15 protein-coding genes are annotated in these 21,333 nt (G+C 38.8%); 4 read left to right on the forward strand and 11 right to left on the reverse strand.

What is annotated here, in order from left to right; genetic code table 11:
- Positions 1 to 102 precede the first annotated feature (102 nt).
- Positions 103 to 2,655 carry an excinuclease ABC subunit UvrA gene (uvrA, locus tag PARC_RS19065; protein ID WP_010553664.1) on the reverse strand — a complete coding sequence of 851 codons (2,553 nt, stop codon included), beginning with the start codon at positions 2,653 to 2,655 and terminating at the stop codon, positions 103 to 105.
- A gap of 280 nt (positions 2,656 to 2,935) precedes the next feature.
- On the opposite strand from uvrA, the gene PARC_RS19070 reads away from it, so the two are divergent.
- Both PARC_RS19070 and PARC_RS19075 read left to right on the forward strand, forming a co-directional pair.
- Positions 2,936 to 3,340 carry a hypothetical protein gene (locus tag PARC_RS19070; RefSeq protein WP_010553665.1) on the forward strand — a complete coding sequence of 135 codons (405 nt, stop codon included), beginning with the start codon at positions 2,936 to 2,938 and terminating at the stop codon, positions 3,338 to 3,340.
- A gap of 55 nt (positions 3,341 to 3,395) precedes the next feature.
- Positions 3,396 to 3,941, forward strand: coding sequence for a DUF7010 family protein (locus tag PARC_RS19075; protein WP_007581807.1), 546 nt, complete (start codon positions 3,396 to 3,398; stop codon positions 3,939 to 3,941).
- Between the two features lie 309 nt (positions 3,942 to 4,250).
- Here the strand turns inward: PARC_RS19075 and PARC_RS19080 are convergent, their stop codons facing one another.
- The 7 genes from PARC_RS19080 to PARC_RS19110 form a co-directional block, all read right to left on the reverse strand.
- Positions 4,251 to 5,585 (reverse strand): hypothetical protein, encoded by a 1,335-nt coding sequence (locus PARC_RS19080; RefSeq protein ID WP_010553666.1) that lies wholly within the window; start codon positions 5,583 to 5,585, stop codon positions 4,251 to 4,253.
- A gap of 273 nt (positions 5,586 to 5,858) precedes the next feature.
- A complete protein-coding gene (locus PARC_RS19085; RefSeq protein ID WP_238142579.1) occupies positions 5,859 to 6,296 on the reverse strand; it encodes an ATP-binding protein in 438 nt (145 codons plus the stop codon).
- A gap of 10 nt (positions 6,297 to 6,306) precedes the next feature.
- Positions 6,307 to 7,487, reverse strand: a protein-coding gene (locus tag PARC_RS19090; protein ID WP_096058046.1) for an IS3 family transposase whose coding sequence is annotated in 2 segments (ribosomal slippage) — positions 6,307 to 7,229 and positions 7,229 to 7,487 — 1,182 coding nt in all. Because the reading frame shifts where the segments join, the coding sequence is not laid out codon by codon here.
- Between the two features lie 72 nt (positions 7,488 to 7,559).
- A complete protein-coding gene (locus tag PARC_RS19095) occupies positions 7,560 to 9,074 on the reverse strand; it encodes a helicase HerA domain-containing protein (RefSeq protein WP_010555276.1) in 1,515 nt (504 codons plus the stop codon).
- Entirely contained in the window at positions 9,074 to 10,417 is a 1,344-nt protein-coding gene (locus PARC_RS19100) for an SIR2 family protein (protein WP_238142580.1), read from the reverse strand. Before PARC_RS19100 ends, PARC_RS19095 begins: the two co-directional genes overlap by 1 nt.
- A gap of 608 nt (positions 10,418 to 11,025) precedes the next feature.
- A complete protein-coding gene (locus PARC_RS19105; protein WP_033012878.1) occupies positions 11,026 to 12,609 on the reverse strand; it encodes a tetratricopeptide repeat-containing sulfotransferase family protein in 1,584 nt (527 codons plus the stop codon).
- Positions 12,610 to 12,712: 103 nt separating this feature from the next.
- On the reverse strand, positions 12,713 to 15,127 hold the full coding sequence (locus PARC_RS19110) for a TonB-dependent receptor (RefSeq protein ID WP_010555279.1): 2,415 nt from the start codon (positions 15,125 to 15,127) through the stop codon (positions 12,713 to 12,715).
- A gap of 477 nt (positions 15,128 to 15,604) precedes the next feature.
- Here PARC_RS19110 and PARC_RS19115 point away from each other — a divergent pair, with 477 nt between their 5' ends.
- Both PARC_RS19115 and PARC_RS19120 read left to right on the forward strand, forming a co-directional pair.
- A complete protein-coding gene (locus tag PARC_RS19115) occupies positions 15,605 to 16,699 on the forward strand; it encodes an NADH:flavin oxidoreductase/NADH oxidase (protein ID WP_010555280.1) in 1,095 nt (364 codons plus the stop codon).
- A 74-nt stretch (positions 16,700 to 16,773) separates the two neighbouring features.
- Complete coding sequence (locus PARC_RS19120; RefSeq protein ID WP_010555281.1) at positions 16,774 to 17,970, forward strand: MFS transporter; 1,197 nt, start codon at positions 16,774 to 16,776, stop codon at positions 17,968 to 17,970.
- Between the two features lie 81 nt (positions 17,971 to 18,051).
- Here the strand turns inward: PARC_RS19120 and PARC_RS19125 are convergent, their stop codons facing one another.
- The 3 genes from PARC_RS19125 to PARC_RS19135 form a co-directional block, all read right to left on the reverse strand.
- On the reverse strand, positions 18,052 to 18,915 hold the full coding sequence (locus PARC_RS19125) for an EamA family transporter (protein WP_007375633.1): 864 nt from the start codon (positions 18,913 to 18,915) through the stop codon (positions 18,052 to 18,054).
- Between the two features lie 232 nt (positions 18,916 to 19,147).
- Positions 19,148 to 19,891, reverse strand: coding sequence for a FadR/GntR family transcriptional regulator (locus PARC_RS19130; protein ID WP_002960591.1), 744 nt, complete (start codon positions 19,889 to 19,891; stop codon positions 19,148 to 19,150).
- 443 nt (positions 19,892 to 20,334) lie between these two features.
- Positions 20,335 to 21,321 (reverse strand): Gfo/Idh/MocA family protein, encoded by a 987-nt coding sequence (locus PARC_RS19135; RefSeq protein ID WP_010555282.1) that lies wholly within the window; start codon positions 21,319 to 21,321, stop codon positions 20,335 to 20,337.
- Positions 21,322 to 21,333: the final 12 nt, after the last annotated feature.

Here is a 21,333-nt window from a genome sequence, read left to right on the forward strand (position 1 = left end):
AACCTGAACTTTGGATAATTAATCTATCTCAAGCCGTTATTTTCAGCGTTAACTACCATATATAGATGACGCTTTTATACAACTAAAAGCGTCATCTATTAACTATTTAAGTAAAAATGGTGCGGTTTTACTCGCCTTTACGCTTGCCACTTTTTCGGGTGAACCTTGTGCTACAATTAAGCCGCCTTCTTCACCAGCACCAGGGCCTACATCAATTACCCAGTCACTATTGCGGGCTACTTGCATATCGTGTTCAACCATAATAACGGTATTGCCAGCATCAACTAATTTATTTAACTGCGACATTAGCATTGATACATCCGATGGATGCAGCCCTGTGGTTGGCTCATCAAGAATATAAAGCGTGTTACCGCGCTGTGCACGTTGCAGCTCGGTTGCTAATTTAATACGCTGCGCTTCACCGCCAGAAAGCTCAGTTGCAGGTTGCCCTAAACGCAAATACCCAAGACCTACTTGCATAAGTGCATCGAGTGCTCGCAGTATTGCAGGTTCATTTTCAAAAAAGGTATGCGCCGCTTCAACCGTTAAATTAAGGATACCGCTTATGTTTTTATCACGATATGTAACCTCAAGTGTTTGCTCGTTATAACGTTTGCCATGACATACTTGGCAAGGTGAATAAACGCTAGGTAAAAACAGTAGCTCTATACTCACAAAGCCAACGCCTTCACAGTTTTTACATCGACCTTTAGCAACATTAAACGAAAAGCGACCAGCATCGTAACGGCGCTCTTTTGCTTTTTGTGTTGAAGCAAATAGTTTACGCACATGATCAAACAAACCCGTGTAGGTAGCTAAGTTTGAACGAGGGGTACGGCCAATCGCTTTTTGATTTACGGTAATTAGGCGGCTTATATTATTTATACCTTCAATGATTTTTCCGCTGGTGTGTGTTTGCAGCTCTTGTTCGAGTAAGTCGGCTTCGTCGGTTGGCGCTTGTGTTACTACTTTTTGCCCAAGTGCTTCGTAAACAAGTTCTACTAACGCTTGGCTTACTAAACTTGATTTACCAGAGCCCGAAACCCCAGTAACGGTTGTCATAACACCCAATGGAAATTCTGCATTGAGTTTTTTAAGATTATTACGCTCAATATTAGCCAACTTTAGCCACGCTTTAGGCTGCCTTAGCCCCTTTTTTTGATCGCTGCTTTTAGGGCGCTCTTCAATGGTATTTTTATCAAAAAGATAACGGGCAGTGTGCGAATTTTTTATTTTTCTTAACCCTTCAACAGGGCCGCTGTAAATAACGTTGCCACCATGCACACCGGCATCAGGGCCTACATCAACAATCCAATCGGCATGTTTAACAACGCTAACGTCGTGTTCAACAACAAATACAGAATTGCCAGCCGCTATTAGCTCATCAAGCGCTTTTAAAAGTGCTTGTGTGTCTGCAGGGTGTAAACCCGCTGAAGGTTCATCTAGCACGTAAACCACCCCAAATAATTTAGAGCGAATTTGTGTAGCAAGTCGCAATCGTTGTAGTTCTCCGGGTGAGAGCGTTGGCGTTGTACGCTCAAGCGACAAGTACCCTAAACCAAGCATGGTTAGTGCTTCAATACGAGTGAGAATATCGCTAGCAATGCGCTGCGTAACAATGGCTTGCTCTGGATTTTTTGTATTTTTATTTACTTTGGTATTGGCGGCGTTACTTAGTTTTTTAGCAAGCTCGTTTAATGTAAGTTGAGATAGCTCGCCAATATCAAGCCCTGCAAATTTGACACTTAACGATGCTTGTTTTAATTTTTTACCTTGGCAAGTAGGGCACTGCGATATTTGCATAAACTGCGATACGCGCTTTTTAGTACGCGGGCTTTGGGTAGTAGCAAAAGACTGTAAAACAAAGCGTTTAGCGCTTGAAAAAGTTCCCATGTAGCTTGGATCTTCGTTATTTTTTATCGCATTCTGTGTTTGCTCATAGGTGTAATCTGGGTATACCGGCACAGTAGGTGTTTCGTCGGTAAATAAAATCCAATCCCGTGCTTTTTTAGAAAGTTTGTTCCAAGGTGTGTCTATGTCATAACCAAGCGAGGTAAGTATACGGCTTAGGTTTTTACCTTGCCATGCTGGTGGCCACGCTTCAATGGCGCGCTGGCGAATAGTTTTTGTATCGTCTGGCACAAGTAGCTTTTCGGTTACTTCAAACACTCGGCCTATTCCTGAGCATTCTGGGCACGCACCTTGTGGCGTATTCGGCGAAAATGCATCAGCATAAAGTATACCTTGGTCTTTTGGGTATTCACCTGCGCGTGAGTAAAGCATACGTAGCGCGTTAGAAATAGTTGTTATGCTGCCAACGGATGAGCGAACCGAGGGCGCGCCGCGTTGCTGCTGCAAAGCAACGGCAGGCGGTAGTCCTTCAATAGAATCAACATCGGGCTCATCAACTTGATCTATCAACCTACGGGCGTAAGGCGATACTGAATCAAGATAGCGGTGCTGCGACTCAGCAAACAGCGTTCCAAACGCAAGCGACGATTTTCCAGAGCCCGATATTCCTGTAAAAACAACCAATGCGTTACGAGGTAAATCAACGTCTACATTTTTCAAGTTGTGAACGCGTGCCCCTCTTACTTGAATGCTATTACTGGGATCAGATAAATCCATTGTTGAGTTTTTATGTGTGCTTGCCATACGTTTATACTCCTGTTTAATCGCGCTTTTTACTTTAAGTTAGCTTTGAATTATTTACTCTTATTACTCGTTATTACCCTAAAGTAGCGCAAGCACACTGAATGAGCGCTTAGTCTGTAGTGGCGCAGCCAAAGCGCTGGGTAAAATTGCGATGATTGTTTGTTTACATAATAGGTATGGAATGCGAATATAATTTAAACAGTTATTGTTATGTAATTTGTTACGTAATTTACTAGGTATTTTACTAGGTATTTTACTAGGTAATAAAAAGGAACTAACAGTGAATAAAGCCTTAGTGATCATTTTATTGGTGCTTTCGTGGGCAACCCAAGCCGACTCTATAAAAGCGCTAAATGTTGACCGTGCAGTACCAAATAGTATGCACTTATCGTTTGCAAACAATAACAACATAACCCCTAAAAAAGGGGATTTTAAAATCGTTAATTATGTATTAATGAGCAATGAAGAGGGCGAACGCTGGGCTGTTATAACGCTAACTAACTTATCGTCGGGCAATCGCGAATTAGGCGAGGAGCACTTACTTGCGCTTTTTGCTGATGGCAGCCGATTCATGCCAATGGAATTTAAACTCGGTTTTAAAGGCAACGAAACACAATCCGTAACTGTATCGTTTGCCGATTATAAATTCCCTATTTTAAGTGTGTATTCGAGTAACGATTTGTAACTAATAACGATGCGATAATATTAAATTAGGGATATTTCTAAAATTAAGGATTTTTATGAAGTTTGAAGATGCGCAACAAAATATGAACCTCGCATACTTCGGTGGTGGAACCGGTGTATTAGTGTCTGGCTTGGTTTGGTGTATAGCTGGCTTTGTCGCATTACTGCATTCAAATCAATCGAGTATGCTTACTTTGTTTTTTGGTGGTATGTTTATACATCCTTTAGCCATGCTACTTTCAAAAGCTCTTAAACGCTCTGGCAATCATGACCCTAAAAACCCATTAGGTAAATTGGCCTTAGAAAGCACTATTATTTTATTTGTTGGTTTGTTTTTAGCGTTTTATGTAGCAAAACTTCAAGCTGAATGGTTTTATTCAATAATGCTGATGATAATTGGTGTTCGCTATTTAGTTTTCAACACTTTATATGGCATGAAAGTGTACTGGATTTTAGGTGTTTCGCTTATGTTTTCTGGCATGCTGTGTATTGTATTAAATGCCACTTTTGTAATCGGCGCCTTTATTGGCGGGATAACCGAAATAGTATTTGCGCTAGTGATATTTGCCCAATCGAAAGGTATGGTTTTAAAAACAGAATAATAAGCCCCTATAATCACAAAATAATGTGCTGCTGGAGTTACCCTTCAGCTTGGTATATAGCAAAGGCTTTAAAGTATTGAGTATTTGCAAATTGCATGTATCCATTAGTCGGCTTAGAGCGATAAGCGGTCAGTCGTATTTTTTACATTGTATGACTGTTTCAAGCTCATTGCTGACAGTGATATGTTGCCTCTGTACGATCACTTATGCCACAAAGAAGACGTTAGCTATTACTGTTAATTGACCTTGATGGATTAGATTTTGTATTGATAACCTATCCTTTTTTATTATGTGCCACTGGCTAATTTGTTAAATTTCTTTGGCTCGATAATATGTACGCCCTCTAACTGGGTAATATTGTGGCTTTATAGAATTAAATTTACCTTCAGAAAAAAACACATGGGCTACATTAGGAAATAAATTATAGTCGAGTGGACACAATGCATTAGGGTTATGATAAATAGTTATAGAGTCCTTCCAAAACTCCTCGTATTGTTCAGGAGTAACATTTTTTTCAAAATCAACATGTACTTGATTATTATCATATATTGCTTGTCCGACAAACCTAATATCTAAATCCTGGCGTCCAAATCCAGCCAAATATCCCATTCTTAAAAACTTACCAATCGTTGCTTGATTTGAATGTATTATTGCGCTGATATTTTCAGAGTTTGGTTGAGAGAAAAAATTTGATGGTATAACTTTTTCATTCCAACGATGCTCTTCAATGATCTCTACATTTTCACAAAGGCCACTCTCTGGTGTAAATGAATATGTTCTTCTAGCACCAAACAAATAAGATTCAAGTGCTTTCCTTGACCACATCATGGAGCCTTTTTGGTGAAAATCATGAATAGCAATTAGTAAGGGGTGTCCCGTGACGTGCTCTTTTTCCCAATATTTTTTATTCAACTTAGAATACAATGGGCTGCCATATTTTATTGGCATATAATCCAACAATAATCTGTCCATTTCTTCTGTAGTAGATGGCTCTATTTCATCTACAGAATGCTGACTAGGGTTTACCGTTACGGCTTCAATACAAAGTCGCTTTCCTGCTTTTTCAATTACATAATCAGGTGCATTAAACTCTCTATTAATCATGAAGTCCATTTCATGAAACAGTGCATATAAATATAGCTCCCATAATCTAGCGTTAAAACCTGTACTTTGGAATTGTTCAATATAATTCCCATCAGGATCTTCAAATGAGTAAGCTATTTCAGCTATTAATTCCTTTGCTGGGCTAAACAAGTCCAATTTGGTCAATAACTTATAATCATCTGGCATAGGTTCTTTTTTTTCAATATAGTCGAAGATTAGGTTCTTCTTCCTAGTAATAACACCTTGTGGGAACTCTTCAGCCCCATCTTTAGAGTGCTTATTAATGTTTTCCAATAAGACTTTTCTAGCTTCAGTTATTGTTGGAATGCTCACTTTTGCATCTATACACCTAAAGACGCCTGCTTCATCCCTCCCTAGCACCATCGCTACATGATCATTATCTATGTTATCCAATAAAATAGTGCCTAATACAGCATTGTTGTCGTTTGAATACCATTCAACCTCATCCGACATGATTTTAACCAGAGGTACTCTTGCGTAACTAAGAGCTTCGAATCGAGCTTTCGATATTTTTCTCACAGCTTCCCCTAAAGATTTAACGCCTCGTTAAGAGGCAAATAATATGTTGCTAATATAGCCTTAGCGCAGAGTGTTCATAACTTCTAAGGCGCTTTGTGCCCTATACAGAGATAGATATAACAGTCACTAGTACAACCATTGCGGACATTAGGAGTTAGCTCCAATCCGCGCTATTTTGAGTGACTGATATCCCTTATAAATTAGGGAAGTTAACTTAATAAGGGATTGTAAAGTATCTGAATACAATATTTACTATTTAAGTCCGTTTTATATTTATTTTACAGATGTTTTAAACCACTCTTCTGATATTTTGCAGTTTTCACTATCTGGTGCTGGTTTAGCTTCATGAATTTTTACATGTAATGGCATTGAAACACAATTTCCAAAAACTAAAGCTTCACCAGGTACTGATTGTTTTATTTTATTAACAAAATCTTCAGAGAAAAATGGCAATACGGCATAAACGTAGCGCATATCTACTTCATTTTGTATTCTATGAATAATGAAGTTAGCGCACTGTGATAAAACAGTTTCAGATAACTCTGATGGCCTTTGTGACGAAACCAATAGGTATAAGGAGTATTTTCGCCCCTCTCGTGCTATTTTCTCAAAAATGTTTTCTTTAAATACATATTTATAATCTTTCTTAATATAACGATGCGCCTCATCAAGAATTAAATGTATCGGGTTTTGCCTCCTTTCATTGTTCATATTGTAGTGGTCAATAAAATTTGGCCACAGTTTTAGAGTCTTTGTATCTAATCTCAGATTCATTTGGCGCTAAACCAGCATTATAATGATGCGGTCTAACGTTGTTGTAATATCCGTTGATATAATCACTCACACTATATTTAGCGTCTATAAAATTCCCATATCCAACCTTTGGCATCCATTCTGTTTTAAAGCTTCTAAAAAATCGCTCCATTGGCGCATTATCCCAACAATTTCCGCGTCGACTCATGCTTTGTGTGATTTTATAGCGCCATAAACGTTGGCGGTACTTCAAGCTCGTATAATGGCTTCCTTGGTCTGAGTGAAACATCAACCCACTTGGTCTGCCTCTGCTTTCGTAGGCTAACTCAAGCGCTTTTAGCGTTAAGTTAGAATCCGGCGACAATGACATTGCCCAACCCACAACTTTACGCGCAAATAAATCAATAACGACCGCTAAATAAGCCCAGCGATTGCCTATCCAAATATATGTAACATCACCGCACCACACGGTATTCGGTTCAACAACATCGAACTGCCTATCAAGCAGGTTTGGGATTTCAAGATGTTCATTACCGCCGCGTTTATATGAATGTTGAGGTACTTGGCAGCTTTCTAGCTTTAATTTAATCATTAGCTTAGCAGCACGATAACGGCTTAATTCAAAATCGTTATTCGTTGCGATTGCCGCGATTGTCCTCGCACCTGCTGAGCCCCCACTCATTGTATGTATGGCTTTAACTTCAGCCTCTAACCTTACTTGCTCTGGTGTCGGTGTCGTATCCCGTATAGCCCAGTATTTATAGCTGCTACGATGCACATTAAATACACTACATAGCACACTAATTGGGTAACGCTCTCGTTGATTTAATTTCTCAATTAACGAGAATTGTTCAGGGAGTCGGACATCAAGAGAGCGGTAGCCTTTTTTAATATATCCTTTTCTAATTCAATGCGTTGGATTTGCTTTTTAAGTTCACGGATTTCAATTTGTTCGGGTGTCATTGGTGAAGCCAATGGTGACTGGCCATTACGTTCTTGCTTTAATTGAGCAACCCATTTACTTACGGTTGATTTACCAACACCCATCGCTTTGGCTGCTTCTTCTTGTGTATAACCTTGGTCAACTACAAGTTGAGCCGTTTCTAATTTGATTGCAGCGGAGTACGTTGCACGGTTTAATTTTGTCATTTTTTTCACCCAAATTTGTATGCAAATAGCATAACATTTCTTTCTTAATGGGTGGCCAAAATCACTGTACCACTACATATACTTCTTACGCTCTTCAAAAATCAAACGCGAAGTAACACTTGTTAATGTTTCTAATGAATCCGGAGATAACTCACTTGTATCAATAATTACCATTTGAGTTTGATGGGTATTGCTCTCATCAAAATCCCAAAAATCAGCTAAAAAAGACTTAACATCTGTTATTGAATCATCCGCACGATCACGCATAAAATCACAATTAGTATTCTCTAAAAAATAATCCAAGCGTGTAAGCATTGTAGACGTATATTCTCTCATACGTTTATTGCCACGAGAGTCTTCTTCTAGCAATGCTAGATTAGCCGAAATTCTTAAAAATTTATAATCGAAGTATTCACCATGTGGGAGTTTATCGCAGATAACAGCATCAACATTTTGATGATTTACCTTTGCATAAACCGTCTGAGTTCTACCCAAAAGTACGCCATCATTAGAGCCATAATTTATTCGACAGGCACCTTTCAGAGTTTCCAAGTCTGAACCTAATCCAGAACTAATAGCTATTGATGTTAGAGACGGATCTGAATGAATAATCATTTGCAAACTTGCAATAATACTTGAAGCAGTAGTGATATTTGTTGTATCCGAGTCACCTTGTCCAATTATATTTAAGATAATAGAACAAACTTTATGCCTTAAATAATCAACCGTTCTTGCAACTTCATTAGGATCATTAGAAAGCATCTTATAAAAGATATAAGCTTCTTGAAGAACTTTATCCCAAAAAGGTCTCTGAGTAGCTTCCGTTGCTAATAAAAAAGCACTCCACTCATCAATCGACATTAAAAAATGTGGCAAGAAGAATGGTGTGAAATTGTTGTCAGGTTTATTAATGTTGGGCTTATAAAGCTTTACTTTGATGCTACCATCGAATGAACCTTTAAAAGCATTTTGATACTCACCGTTTACGTCAAAGATTAATATCCTAGAACCAATAGCTGAGTTACTTTGTTTTTTATGAATTTCTTGAATAATATGAGCAATCGTATTTGATTTACCACTTCCTGAATTACCAAGAACTGCAGAGTGAATATTAAAAAATTTATTAATATTAATATCTATAGGGTAATTAATTAAACTTTTACTTTTGCCTAAGGAAAAGCTTTCGTGGATTAGATTTCCTTCTTTACTGCTATTTACAGTAGCACCAAGTATTACTTCCATATCTTTATAAGTAATTATTCCAACATTACTATATAAACTTGGAAAAACACCAACACCTAAGTTGAATTTTTGATCACGAGAGATTGTACCTATGGGTTTAAGTAGTAACTCTCTATTTCCTTCTATATCAAAGGCTTTTTCATTGAATTGAAGATCATTGTCAAAAATTGAAATAACCTCAGATACTATAGTTTCACCAACCGCGTTAGTCGATTTTAAGTAACTACCTATATTACCAAAATAATAAATATCACCATTTAAGTTAATCGAATTCCCTCTTATCTCGGAGGATACTTTTACTTTAAATTGGTTGTAATTTACCGATATTATTTTTCCTATCTTCATTATTTAGAACCTTTAGCTTTATTTTTTTCATCAGCCAAATTATTCATGAATTTTTTGAGTAAATTAATATCTTCAAACTCTTCTAGATCAGGTAAAAAATTATCGACTATATATTTAAAGTAATGGATTTTATCGTTAGCAACATTACCAAATATTTTATATATTCTACGGTCATTAACTTTAAATATCTCTTTATCACCATAATCACCAAAAACCACAACACTGATAGATGAATTTGAAGCTAAAGCTTGATAGATAATATTATTAAGGTGTTCATCACTGAAACTATATCCAATCACAAAGATTACGCTATGAGGCTGTAATAGTTTCTTTTGGAATTCTCTTATTAAATCAGAATATGGTGAACCTAAACTTTTATTCTGTTTTAAAGGCGTTGGGTAAATAAGGATATTATCATTTGGAACATCTTCATCATGTTTAGTTGCTACTTCTTGAATTTGAAAAAAAGAGTTGTTTTTGCTTTCTCGCCAACTAATCGAACCATGCAGTTTATATAAATAAACCATATTATCTAATGGCTCATACTTTTGTACTTCAGCATCAATTTTTCTGGAAAATGTATAGTTAAACCTAGCGGGATTAAAAACTCTATCCAATCCTCCACCAAAGCCATTGTTATAATTGATATTAGAATAATCGAGAGCTTTCTCATTAAATAAATCGTTATTCGTGGTGAAAACATTAACTCTTGATAAGTCTTTATTGCGTAAGGTTATTTTTTGATAGAAATCGTTATACAGCGCTAAAGTCTCTTGTGATTTACCAGTATTAAAATCTATATTAATTTGTTTAAACATCTCACTTTCAATAATTTTAATCAAAGGAAGTGTTTCATAATAATCACCAGATAATTTATCACCTGAACCTTCTAAATAAGCTCGCCTTGAATAGAGGACTCCTAAGATATCTTCAAGATTATCTTTCGTAGAGCACTTTATTTTGTTAAATAAAGCCTGTAAGTGTGTCGTAGCAACAAATGGGGTAGGCAATATTGTACTGGACGGTATTGGTGGTGGAATTGTCGGAAATGTTGGAGGTGGAGGTGGAGGTAGCAATAATCGCGAATCAATACTTGCTACCATTTCTTTCATTGTAGGAATAGCACCAGAACTTGCACCTGCACCTAACAAAAAATGAACATTTTTCACATTAGATAAATCAGCAATTTTTTGTCTTATTTTATCCAAATTTTCTTTGAGATCATCACCATCTATTAAATTTTCTTGTCCTTGTAAAAATGCTATTCCCAGTGGTGGCTTCTTCATCTCACTTCCTTTGTTATAATTTACTTTACCATTTGAATAATATACAGAAATATTCATAATGTGATAACTTAACATAGAAGAGATTTAAGAAAAGCAATTAAGATCAATAAGAATTAAATTTTTATTTTTAGAACGATCTTATTTTTTTACTAGAATATCTCGAATGTTAAAAAATATTGGATATATCCGAACTAACTGTCAACTTTAGTATGGGTTCATTCAAATCTAGATATGCCCAGTAATACTACGCAATTAAACCCAAACGCAATACCTCAAAAACACCTGCAGGAGTTATTAGGCCACCCATAATAATTATTCATGGCGTTCGTTAAATAACTACTTACTATCATTATTTCAATGGCGTCTATTTACTAGCATATGAAAAGATTAAATACGCATTAAACGTAACTATTTTAAAGGTATTTGTTACTGAGGTGTTTTAGTGACATGGTCGGAATGATTCATTAGAAAAAATAAGGACAAATATTAATTGCTAGTGTCAGCAATGCGCACAAAGTGATCGTTAATACTTCAAACGTGAACGACCGCAATGGTGGCATTTGCGTCCATCAGTATAGACTTAAATTCAAATACTGAATGTCCGCAAATGGCACAAAGCGGACTATCCCTAAGTCTATCCATTTAACTCCCAAGCTATAAAACCATTACTCAATACTAATACCTTGTTTTAAAAGGTACTCCACTGCTTTATCTGTATGTGGCTTAAACGCCTTCCAACGCCCAATTGCTTTGCTATTTAATGGTTGGCGTACTTGTACTTTACTGGCGGTAGAGACCGGTGCGGTGTTTAAGTGAAAATCTATACATTGCTCTTGCCACTCTAGGTTACAAAAGCTGACTAACTCTTTAATTTTCTGCTCGGGCTGGGCGACTAATTCTTCGTATTTTACTAATTTTATATTGCTGTGCAGGGCACTAAAGTGCTGCATGAGTTTGTAAAAGCGGGTATAAAATTTGGCGGTGTCGAGTAAATCAAGCGAGTATGCGTAGTAGGGGTTATTTATAGTAAAAAGCTGGCGATAGTTACCAATGCAGGTGTCCATTGGATCGCGCAGCATACAAATTATTTTGGCGTTTGGCAGTGCTTTGGTTATTAAGTCGATATAAAAAAAGTTAAACGGGAGCTTATCAATAAAGTGTTTATGGCTGCCTGTTATTACGCGTGTTGCGTTTAAATAGGTTGACCCAAGCTGATTAAAATCAAGCTCGTAGGCTTTACTGAGCGTTTGAGTGTCGAGCACGTGAGGTGTTTGTGTTTGGCTTAGCTTTTTAACACTTAGGCCAAAGTCTTGTAATTCACCGGCTGACTGCACGTTGCTGTGGCTCGATAAAATACGCTCAACTAATGTGGTGCCAGAGCGGGGCATGCCTAATACAAAAATAGGTTCGGCCGTTGGGTTACCTTGTGTTAGCGCTTGTGTGTGCTGCTCACTTAAGCGTTTAATATGTTCAAATAACTCAGTTGAGCTTTTATGATCAAACGGCTGCACAGTACGTTTTGCTACTTTACCTTGCTCTAACGCGTTGAAAGCCTCTGAAAATTCACCAATATCTTGATACTCTTTTGCTAAAGCATGGCCAATATGCAGTTTTGCATCGGGGTGTGTTACTTGCTCAAACACGTTTTTTAAGCGTTCAATATGGTTGTTTTGCTTACTTACTTTAGTTAAATCACTTAATGCAAAATGACTTTGATGGTGCAGCGGGTTAAGCGCTATGGCATTTTCAAAGGCGTGTTGGGCTTTATCAAATAGCCCTAAAAATTTAGCGCTTACGCCGTAGTTATAATAAAACGGTGGTTGAGCTTTGTTAGCTGCTGTAGCCAGTTTAATAGCGCACTCAAAGTAGTTAAGTGCGTGTTCGTGAATGCCTGCTTGAGTAAGTGCAACGCCGAGTGTGTCGGCATCAAGTGCTTTAGTTATTTGCTTTAATGGCACCGATAGTGCGGTGTTTTTTGCTTTTTGTAATTCGCCAGTAAGTGCGTAACATTTAGCAAGTTGCGCGGTGTATTCAATACTTTGGCCAAGGGTAAGGGCTTTTTCGATGAGCTTTATTGCTTTGTGTATTTGCCCAACAGTTAAATTAACCATAGCTAACAAAAAATACCCATCAGCAAAGTCTGGTTTGAGTGTCACTAACTCCACTAGGGCTTTGTGTGCTTGCTCTATTTTACCTTGGTTTAGGGAGTGTATTGCGCTTTGATGAAGTTGCTTTAAATTTGGCTGCATGGTTTTGGTAATTATTATTTTGTAAAAGAAAATAAAAAGGCTCAAATAAATTTGAGCCTTAAAACAGTATTTAAAAAGTGAGACTGTTTAAAAGTCGCTTAAATTATATTTCAAATTTGTAGTTAAATTTAACACCTACCGTAAGCGGGCGATTAATGTAATGGCCGTAGTTACGTTGTATGTCGGCGCCATTAGCTGATGTTATATCTGCATCTGAACGACGAACTGAGGTAACCGCGTATTTGTTGAATAGGTTATCAACATATAGCGTAGTTGACCATGCATCAGCCGTTAATTTAGCTGAAATATTACTTAAGCTGTAACCAGGTAGTGTTTCGCCGTTATCGCGAAGTCCTACTCTTGAAAGCACGTCGCTTTGCGCGGTTAAACCGTAGTTAATATCAAGCGTTTTGTCGTTAAACACATCTGTTTGATAGTTTACACCCATCGAAAATTGGTTTTCAGGTGAACCAGGTAAACGGTCGCCGTCTTCTGCGCCACCGGTACCATCGGCGTTAAACAAAAATGGTGCGTTTGATGTTAACTCTGCTTTTGTATAAGCGTAGGTTGCGTACAGTGAAAATGAGTCAGATAAGATCGCGCGAGTTGATACTTCAACCCCTTTTGCATTAGCGCTGCCGGCGTTTGAAAGGTACGGCAATTGTCCTACTTCGGTAGCACCTGAAATTTGTGCATCATCCCAATCTACGTTAAATAACGCAGCGTTAAAGTGTAGTTGGCTTCTAAACCATGTACTTTTGAATCCTAGCTCGTAGTTGGTTGTTGTATCTGCGTCATACAGCATTTCATCAGGGTTACCACAACCGGCTTGATTAGCTGGTAATGGATCAGGGCACGGAGCTAAACCATTTGAACCACCGATTCTAAAGCCTTCACTTACCGTTACATAACCCATAACTGAATCAGTAAATTGGTATTTAGCATTAAACTTAAATAAGTTGCCGTTATCGCTTGCTTCATTTTTTTCAAAATTTAGTGATATATCATTTGGTCCTGCACCATCAAATAGTGTATTAAATAATGGAAAGTCCACTGCAGATTCTGATTCTACATCGTATTTATATAAGCGTAGCCCAAGAGTAACATCAAGCTTATCAGTTACTTTATAGCCAACTTCACCAAATAGTGCAGACTCAGTGACGGTACTTTTTGTAAGCTCTAAGTATTCTAATGAGTCAGGTCTTAGCTGCTCGCCACCAAAGTTATCGATAGCGAATTGGTCAAACCCAGGCGTAAACTCTCTGCTTGATGCTTCGGTTTCTGTTTTGTTGTAAAAGCCACCCACAATCCAGTTAAAGTCGCTGTCGCCTTGAGACACTAAGCGAATTTCTTGAGTGAAGGTATCTTCTTCGTCAATTTCACGGGTAAACGTTGAAAACGAAGGAAACTCTTCATAACCGTAATCTAGGCGAATAAGTAAGTCGGTTTGATCGCGTTGACCGTCGGCATCAAAGCTTGAAATACCGGTTGCCGATACTAGCTCTGCAAAGCCTAGGTCGGCTTTTAGTTCGAGGCTTAGTAATTGATCTTTTTTCTCGCGAGGCTCTTCAAAGCGATAAGCCGATTCGTATTTACCTATTACATCGCTTAAGCCGTTGTTTGCATTAAGGCTGTTGTAATGAACAATCGAGCGGCCTTCGCTGTCTTGGTTTTGGTAAAAGTAGTTAAGTGTACCTTCAAACGATTCATTTGGTTTAAAGCGTACAGAAATACGACCTGTAGTGGTGGTTTCGCCGTTGGCGTCTTTTACATTTTTAAGGTTGTTATTAATTGCTGAGCTATCGCTCCAATCTGGATCTGGCAACGATACGCCAGGCTCGCGTACTACGTAGCCGTAATCGATAAAACCTGGGTCTTCATATACGTTTATGCTGGCGCGAACTGCAAGCTTGTCTTCAATAAGTGGAAGGTTAAATATAAAGCCGCCTTCGCCACCTAAAGAGTCACTTTCTTTTGTTTGAAATAGGTCGCCGTATACTTCAAGCGATGTAAAATCAAGCTCAGGCTGTTTAAGCATGTAACGAATTGCACCGCCCAATGTGCCTGCTCCATAAAGCGTGCCTTGTGGCCCAATTAATACTTCAACACGCTCAATATCTACTAGGCGCATATCTACCGAAACTGGAATTTCGTTAATGTAAGTAGATACCGTGCCACCATCTGACGATGGACCAGAAGAGTTTGTATTTAAACCACGAACAATAATAGGCGAGCCTGAGCGGCCACCTTGATCGGTAATTGTTAAACCAGGTACCCAGCGTGCTACATCCGCAAGCTCATTGATATTTTGATCTTTCATAATATCTGCATCAAGGGCTGTAATATTTAGCGGTGCATTTTGCACAGAGCCGCTGCGCCTTGTTGCTGTAACTTCGATTACTTCGAGTGATTTGTTTTTAGCTGCAACTTCTTCTTGAGCAAGTGCGGCATTAGGCAATAAAAATACGCTAGAAACAGCGCTCGAAATAGCCAAGGTTAACAAGCTTGGTTTAAACATAAAAAGTGATCCCCAGTTCAAATGTTTTACATTAGTAAATTAAGTTAAGCAGTTTATCAGGGAGTGAAGTAGCTTGGAATATCTAAATTGAATTTTAATTCACTTTTATAGAATAAATATGGTTTGTATGTGGGGTTTTTATTTAGTTAATAGGCAATATAAGCAATAGCTTAGTGCTATTAGGTACAGTTAGGTTAAAAATCACACCCTTGTTTAAAGGTAAATAGTCATTCATTTTTTAAAGATGGCTTTATGACGTGCTCGTTAAACAAATTATTACATTAAAATTGATAGTTTATAATGTCATTAGTTATGCTTTTATCAGCACTATTAAAGTGTGTTTTTATCCCCATTAAGAGTGGTAGTCGTATTTATAAGTAACTGTGTAAGTTATTGAGTGAGCGTGTTTGATTGCCGCTTCGTATACTCTTTTTTGTTTTGTCCGCACTTTTTTGTGCGTGTTTTTAAGGATTAACAATGAGCCAACTATTTTCGCCTTTATCACTTGGGCAAGTAACGTTAGATAACCGTATTATTATTGCACCCATGTGCCAGTACTCAGCAAACAATGGCGCTGCTAGCGATTGGCACACTATTCATTTGGGCCAATTGAGTTTGAGTGGTGCAGGATTGCTAATTTTAGAAGCAACAGCAGTAAACCCAGAAGGGCGTATTAGCTACGGCGATTTAGGGCTTTGGAATAACGAAACCCAGCAAGCCTTGGGCAAAAGCCTAAAAGCAGTAAGACAATATAGCCCTATGCCTATTGGTATTCAGTTGGCACATGCTGGGCGCAAAGCATCAACTGAAAAACCATGGGACGGTGGCGATGCTATTGCACCTGATGACGTTAATGGCTGGCAAACCGTGGCACCTTCGGCAGTTGCGTACGACGATAGCAGCCCAGTGCCAAAAGCAATGAGCCAATCTGATATTGACTCATTAATTAAAGACTTTGTCAGTGCAGCTAAACGCGCTGATGAACTCGGCCTTGATTTAATCGAGCTACATGGTGCGCACGGTTACCTGTTACACCAGTTTTTGTCGCCACTTTCAAACAAGCGCGATGACAACTACGGTGGTAGCCTAGAAAACAGAATGCGTTTATTGCTTGATGTGTTTAAAGCGGTAAGAGCGGTATTTCCTAGTGAAAAAGCGGTAGGTGTGCGTATTTCGGCAACTGATTGGGTTGAAGGCGGCTGGGATTTAGAGCAATCGATAGTGCTTAGTAAAGCGCTTGATGAACTCGGTTGTGATTTTATTCATGTAAGTACGGCGGGCCTAAGCCCTGAGCAACAAATACCAGTAAAACCTAATTTTCAGGTACCGTTTGCAACAGCCATAAAAGAAGCGGTTAAAATGCCTGTTATAGCGGTGGGTTTAATTACACAGGCGCAACAAGCCGAGGATATTATTAGTGAGCAGCAAGCCGATGGTGTAGCGCTGGCGCGTGGCATTTTATATAACCCGCATTGGCCGTGGCATGCAGCTGCAGAGCTTGGCGCTACAGTAACTGCACCTAAACAGTATTTACGCTCAAGCCCACATGGGCAGCCATCACCAATTAAGTAAAACGAAGCTTTTTGTAAAAACCCAACCCGCGTTTGCTGGTTGGGTTTTATTATTTTTATAAAGTAGAGACACACATGACCCAAACAGGCGTTTCAGCGCAACCACTTAGCAATACACTCGTTACTATTATTGCTTTGTGTTGCGGTCTTATTGTTGCCAATATTTACTACGCTCAACCTATTATTGAGTTGCTTGCCCCAGAAGTTGGATTAAGTGCGCACAGTGCTAGCCTTATCGTATCGCTTACACAAATAGGCTACGCTTTGGGGTTGTTTTTTTTAGTGCCATTAGCTGACTTAATTGAAAATAAGCGTTTAATGCTTATTACTTTAGCTGTGTCGTTTTTGAGTTTAGTGGGTACTGCACTTGCTGACTCACCTAATGTAATGCTTATTTTATGTTTAATGATAGGTATGAGCTCGGTTTCTGTTCAGGTGCTTATTCCGCTTGCTGCGCATTTATCGTCTGACGAGAAGCGCGGGCAGGTTCTTGGCAATATTATGGCGGGTCTCTTGCTAGGTATTTTGCTGGCAAGACCTATATCGAGCTTAATTGCTGATCACTTTGGTTGGCGCGCTGTATTTTACTTTGCAGCAGGGTGTATGGTGTTTATTGCAGGCGTAATTTATTTTGCTATTCCAAGCAGGCAACCTACCCATAAAACAACGTATTTTAAGTTATTAAAATCGCTTAAACAGTTAATGATAAGCCAGCCAGTGCTGCGCCAACGTTCACTTTTTCAAGCATTAATGTTTGCATCGTTCAGTTTATTTTGGACAAGCGTACCGGTTGTGCTTGCCCGTGAGTATGGTTTATCGCAATCAGAAATAGCATTGTTTGCATTAGTGGGTGCGGCAGGTGCTGTAGCTGCCCCCATTGTTGGTCGTTTAGCCGATAAAGGCTATACGCATCAGTTATCGTTACTGGCCAAAGTAATTGCAGCAGTGTGCTTTTTACCAAGCTTATTTGAGCTACCTTACGGCATTATAGTATTGGCATTAACCGGTGTGTTTATTGATTTTGCTGTGCAGGCCAATATGGTATTGGGTCAACGTGCAGTGTATGCACTAGAGCCGCAAAGCCGTGCGCGTTTAAACGCTATTTACATGACGAGTATATTTGTAGGTGGCGCAGTAGGCTCGCTTATTGCCAGCCCATTATATGAAGCGGGCGGGTGGACAGGTATTGCTCTGGTCGCTACTGGCATGCCGCTTATTTCGTTGATTGGTTATTTGGTTACAACTAAAAAGCAAAGTAAGGCTGTGAGTTAAAAAATTACCGGATACAACATAATAAAGTCACCATGTTGCGTGGTGACTTTATTTAGGTTATTTAGATTATTTGGTAGTTAATTAAGTAGTCTGTTTTTTTGCGTTTGAAAACGAGCTACCAACAGATGCAATAATTACAAGTAAAATAGCGAGCCACTGCCATAAAGTAAGCAATTCACCCAGTATAATAAACCCTGCGAGCGAAGCTATTGCAGGCTCTAAACTCATCATTACGCTAAACCCTTGTGAAGGCATGTTACGCAGTGCAACCATTTCAAGTGTGTAAGGCAGTGCGCTTGATAAAATAGCAATACCAATACCCAGTGGGATAATTTCCCATGTAAACGCGGCGCTTTGCAGAATGCCGCCGTATGGTACTAGCACTATAGCGGCAACGGTCATACCCAATGCGACAGTTGCTCCACCAGAGCTTTGTGTGCCCGTTTTTTTACCAAATAATATATAACCTGCCCAACATGCACCAGCACCAAGCGCAAGCGCTACACCCAATGGATCAAGGCTGTCTTGGCCGCTCATATCAGGAAGCAGAAGCAAAATACCGGCAATAGCACACGCAACCCAAAATAAGTCACGTTTGCGGCGTGATGAAAATAAGGCAACAGCAAGCGGGCCTGTAAATTCAAGCGCTACACCAATGCCTAGTGGAATGCGTTCAATGGCGTAATAAAACAAAATGTTCATGCCGCCTAAACTTAAACCATACACAATTATAGGAATACGATTACCAGAAGTAGGTAAGTGTTTCCAAGGTTTAAACACTAAGCAAAGTATAAAGGCAGAAAAACCAAGCCTAAGGGCAGTTGTACCTTCAGGGCCAACAATAGGAAAAAGCTGCTTTGCAAATGACGCGCCCGTTTGAATGGTCATCATTGCAAGCAGTACACACACGATAGCCAGTAAATAACTTTTTGAAGATGCTTGCATTTTTATCCTTGAGTTGAGTAACTCTATCAATTAGTTATGTAATGCAGGGAGTATAAAAGCTAAACCCGCCCGATATTAATGGCGGCATAGTATCTTTTTTTAAATTTATAGGTAAGTGTTTGCGACCAAAAATAGTGCAATTAAAAGTATATTAAATAGGGCAGGTAAATAAAGTAAGAGGTAAAGTTAGCAAACAGGCGTTTGCTAACTTTAATCAGTTGGTTAAAAGGCCTTAATGGGCACTTTTATTAACTAAGCCATCAAGCGAGTAGAGGCCTCGTTTTTCATCATTTTTGCGTTTAATTTCTTCAAGTGCACGCGATTCTACAGCGTCAAATAAAGCATTAATTAAGCGGTTAAAATGTTTGTGCATTGCACTGCGCGCTGCATTTGCATCATGCGACTTTAGGGCTGTATAAATAGCGGTGTGTTCGTCCATAACGCACTCGTTATTGTTTTTACACACACTGCCATAGTCAGCAACAATTTGTGGGTTTGTTAAACGTAAATCCCACAAGTTAGACACTGCAAATTCAAGTGCTTTATTGCGTGTTGCTCTAGCTATAATTTCGTGGAACTCACGGTCGGCTTGCTCAACATAAAGGCCTTTTTCCATGGCAATTAATGTTTTATTTAGTTGCTCTAGTTCTTCTTCTGTAATGCTTTGAGCAGCTAAAGCGGCAATTTCGCCTTCAATTAATGCGCGAGCTTGAGTAAGTTCAAATGCACTGATCTCTTTTGATTTTATAGATGCATTTTTTTGTTCTACTACGTAAACACCAGAGCCGGTTTTAACTTCAACTCGGCCACGTACTTCTAATGCGATAATAGCTTCTCTAATGGTAGGGCGACTTACATCAAACATTTCTGCAAGTTCACGTTCAGGTGGTAAACGACTCCCAGCAGAAAATTCGCCTTGATTTATTAAAGACTCAATTTTATCAACTATGCGCCAAAATAAGCGACGATTACCCATACTTTACCTTCATTACCTTAAGGAATAATGGCCTCTGGGGCCTAAAAGTCAAAACCAACTGTTAATACCAGAGGTTACCTCAAAATTCACTATTATGTCAAAATTCTAACGCGATGTTATGGTTAAAAACCACTATACACCAATGGTTGTATTCTTATATTACCAATTTAGTTTAAAATAATGCAATTGGCTAGCTTGATTGGTAATGTTTTTATGTGTTAGGTTAGTTTTAAGGTTATTGAATAATAAATATTGGTAATAAACCGATTTTGGGTTGTTAGTGTTAAGTTTGTTGTAGAAGTATTTGATTGCCCATGGATGGGGATCGCTATTTTTAAATGTGTTTGTAAAGTGTGTTTTGTAAAATGTGTCGTTGTACGAGAGCTATTTAAGCTTTCTTCTGGGCGTTAACTGTCGTTGGTTAACGCCCATATTTTATTTAGTTAGTCGTTAGGGTACACAACCCCAAGCTGTTTGCGCGCTTCATCAAGTACGCTCATTACGTTACTGGCTAAAATATGTGTATTAACGGGTGACTCAAGAACATTTTGCTTCACTAATGCCATAAAATGTTCAACTTCGTATTTCATAAAGTGCTCATCAAACGGCTGGGATATAACCTCTACCTCACCATTATTAGCAATAAACTCCACCTTTTTGAGTTGCGATACGGCTTCTATACGTATGCGTCCAAGTTCGCCTTGTATTTCGGTTATGTTGTCGCCTTGCGATATTTTAGAGTAACTAATAACGGCTTGTTTATCTGCGTAGTTTAGTAATACATCGCCCGCACCATCTACACCTGTATCAAGTAATACGCCACTGGCACTTACGCTTTGCGGCGCTCCCCAAAGTGCAATTAATAAATACAGTGGGTAAATCCCTAAATCAACTAAAGCACCATTAGCAAACTCGGGCAAAAACGTATTTGGACGTTCGCCATTTTTATACTTATCGTAACGCGATGAATATTGACTGTACTGGCCAATATATTTACGTGGTGTGCCAATTTTTACCATTGCCTGTTGCAGCCGTACAAAGTTAGGCAAGTGAGTGGTCATCATGGCTTCCATGTAAAGGCGCTGATGTTTTTTTGCTGTAGTAATAATGCTTGCAAGCTCTTTAGAATTGGCTGCTGATGGTTTTTCGCCAAGGACATGTTTACCCGCTTCTAGGCACATAACGGCATATTGCTTATGTAAGCTGTTAGGGGCGGCTATGTAGACAGCATCAACATTTTGATCTTGGCATACTTGCTCGATTGAGGTGAAAATTTTTGCTTGTGCATTTTGTGGGTGTTTGGCTAAAAACGCTTCGCCGCTTGATACTGCGCGCGAGCACACCCCATATAAATTAAAATCGTTTAACGTATTTGCAGCGGCTAACAGTGTGTCGCTAATAAAATTGGTGCCAACAATAACAAAGTTCATGCTCACTCCTTA

The sequence above is a fragment of the Pseudoalteromonas arctica A 37-1-2 genome (assembly GCF_000238395.3).
Classification (GTDB): domain Bacteria; phylum Pseudomonadota; class Gammaproteobacteria; order Enterobacterales; family Alteromonadaceae; genus Pseudoalteromonas; species Pseudoalteromonas arctica.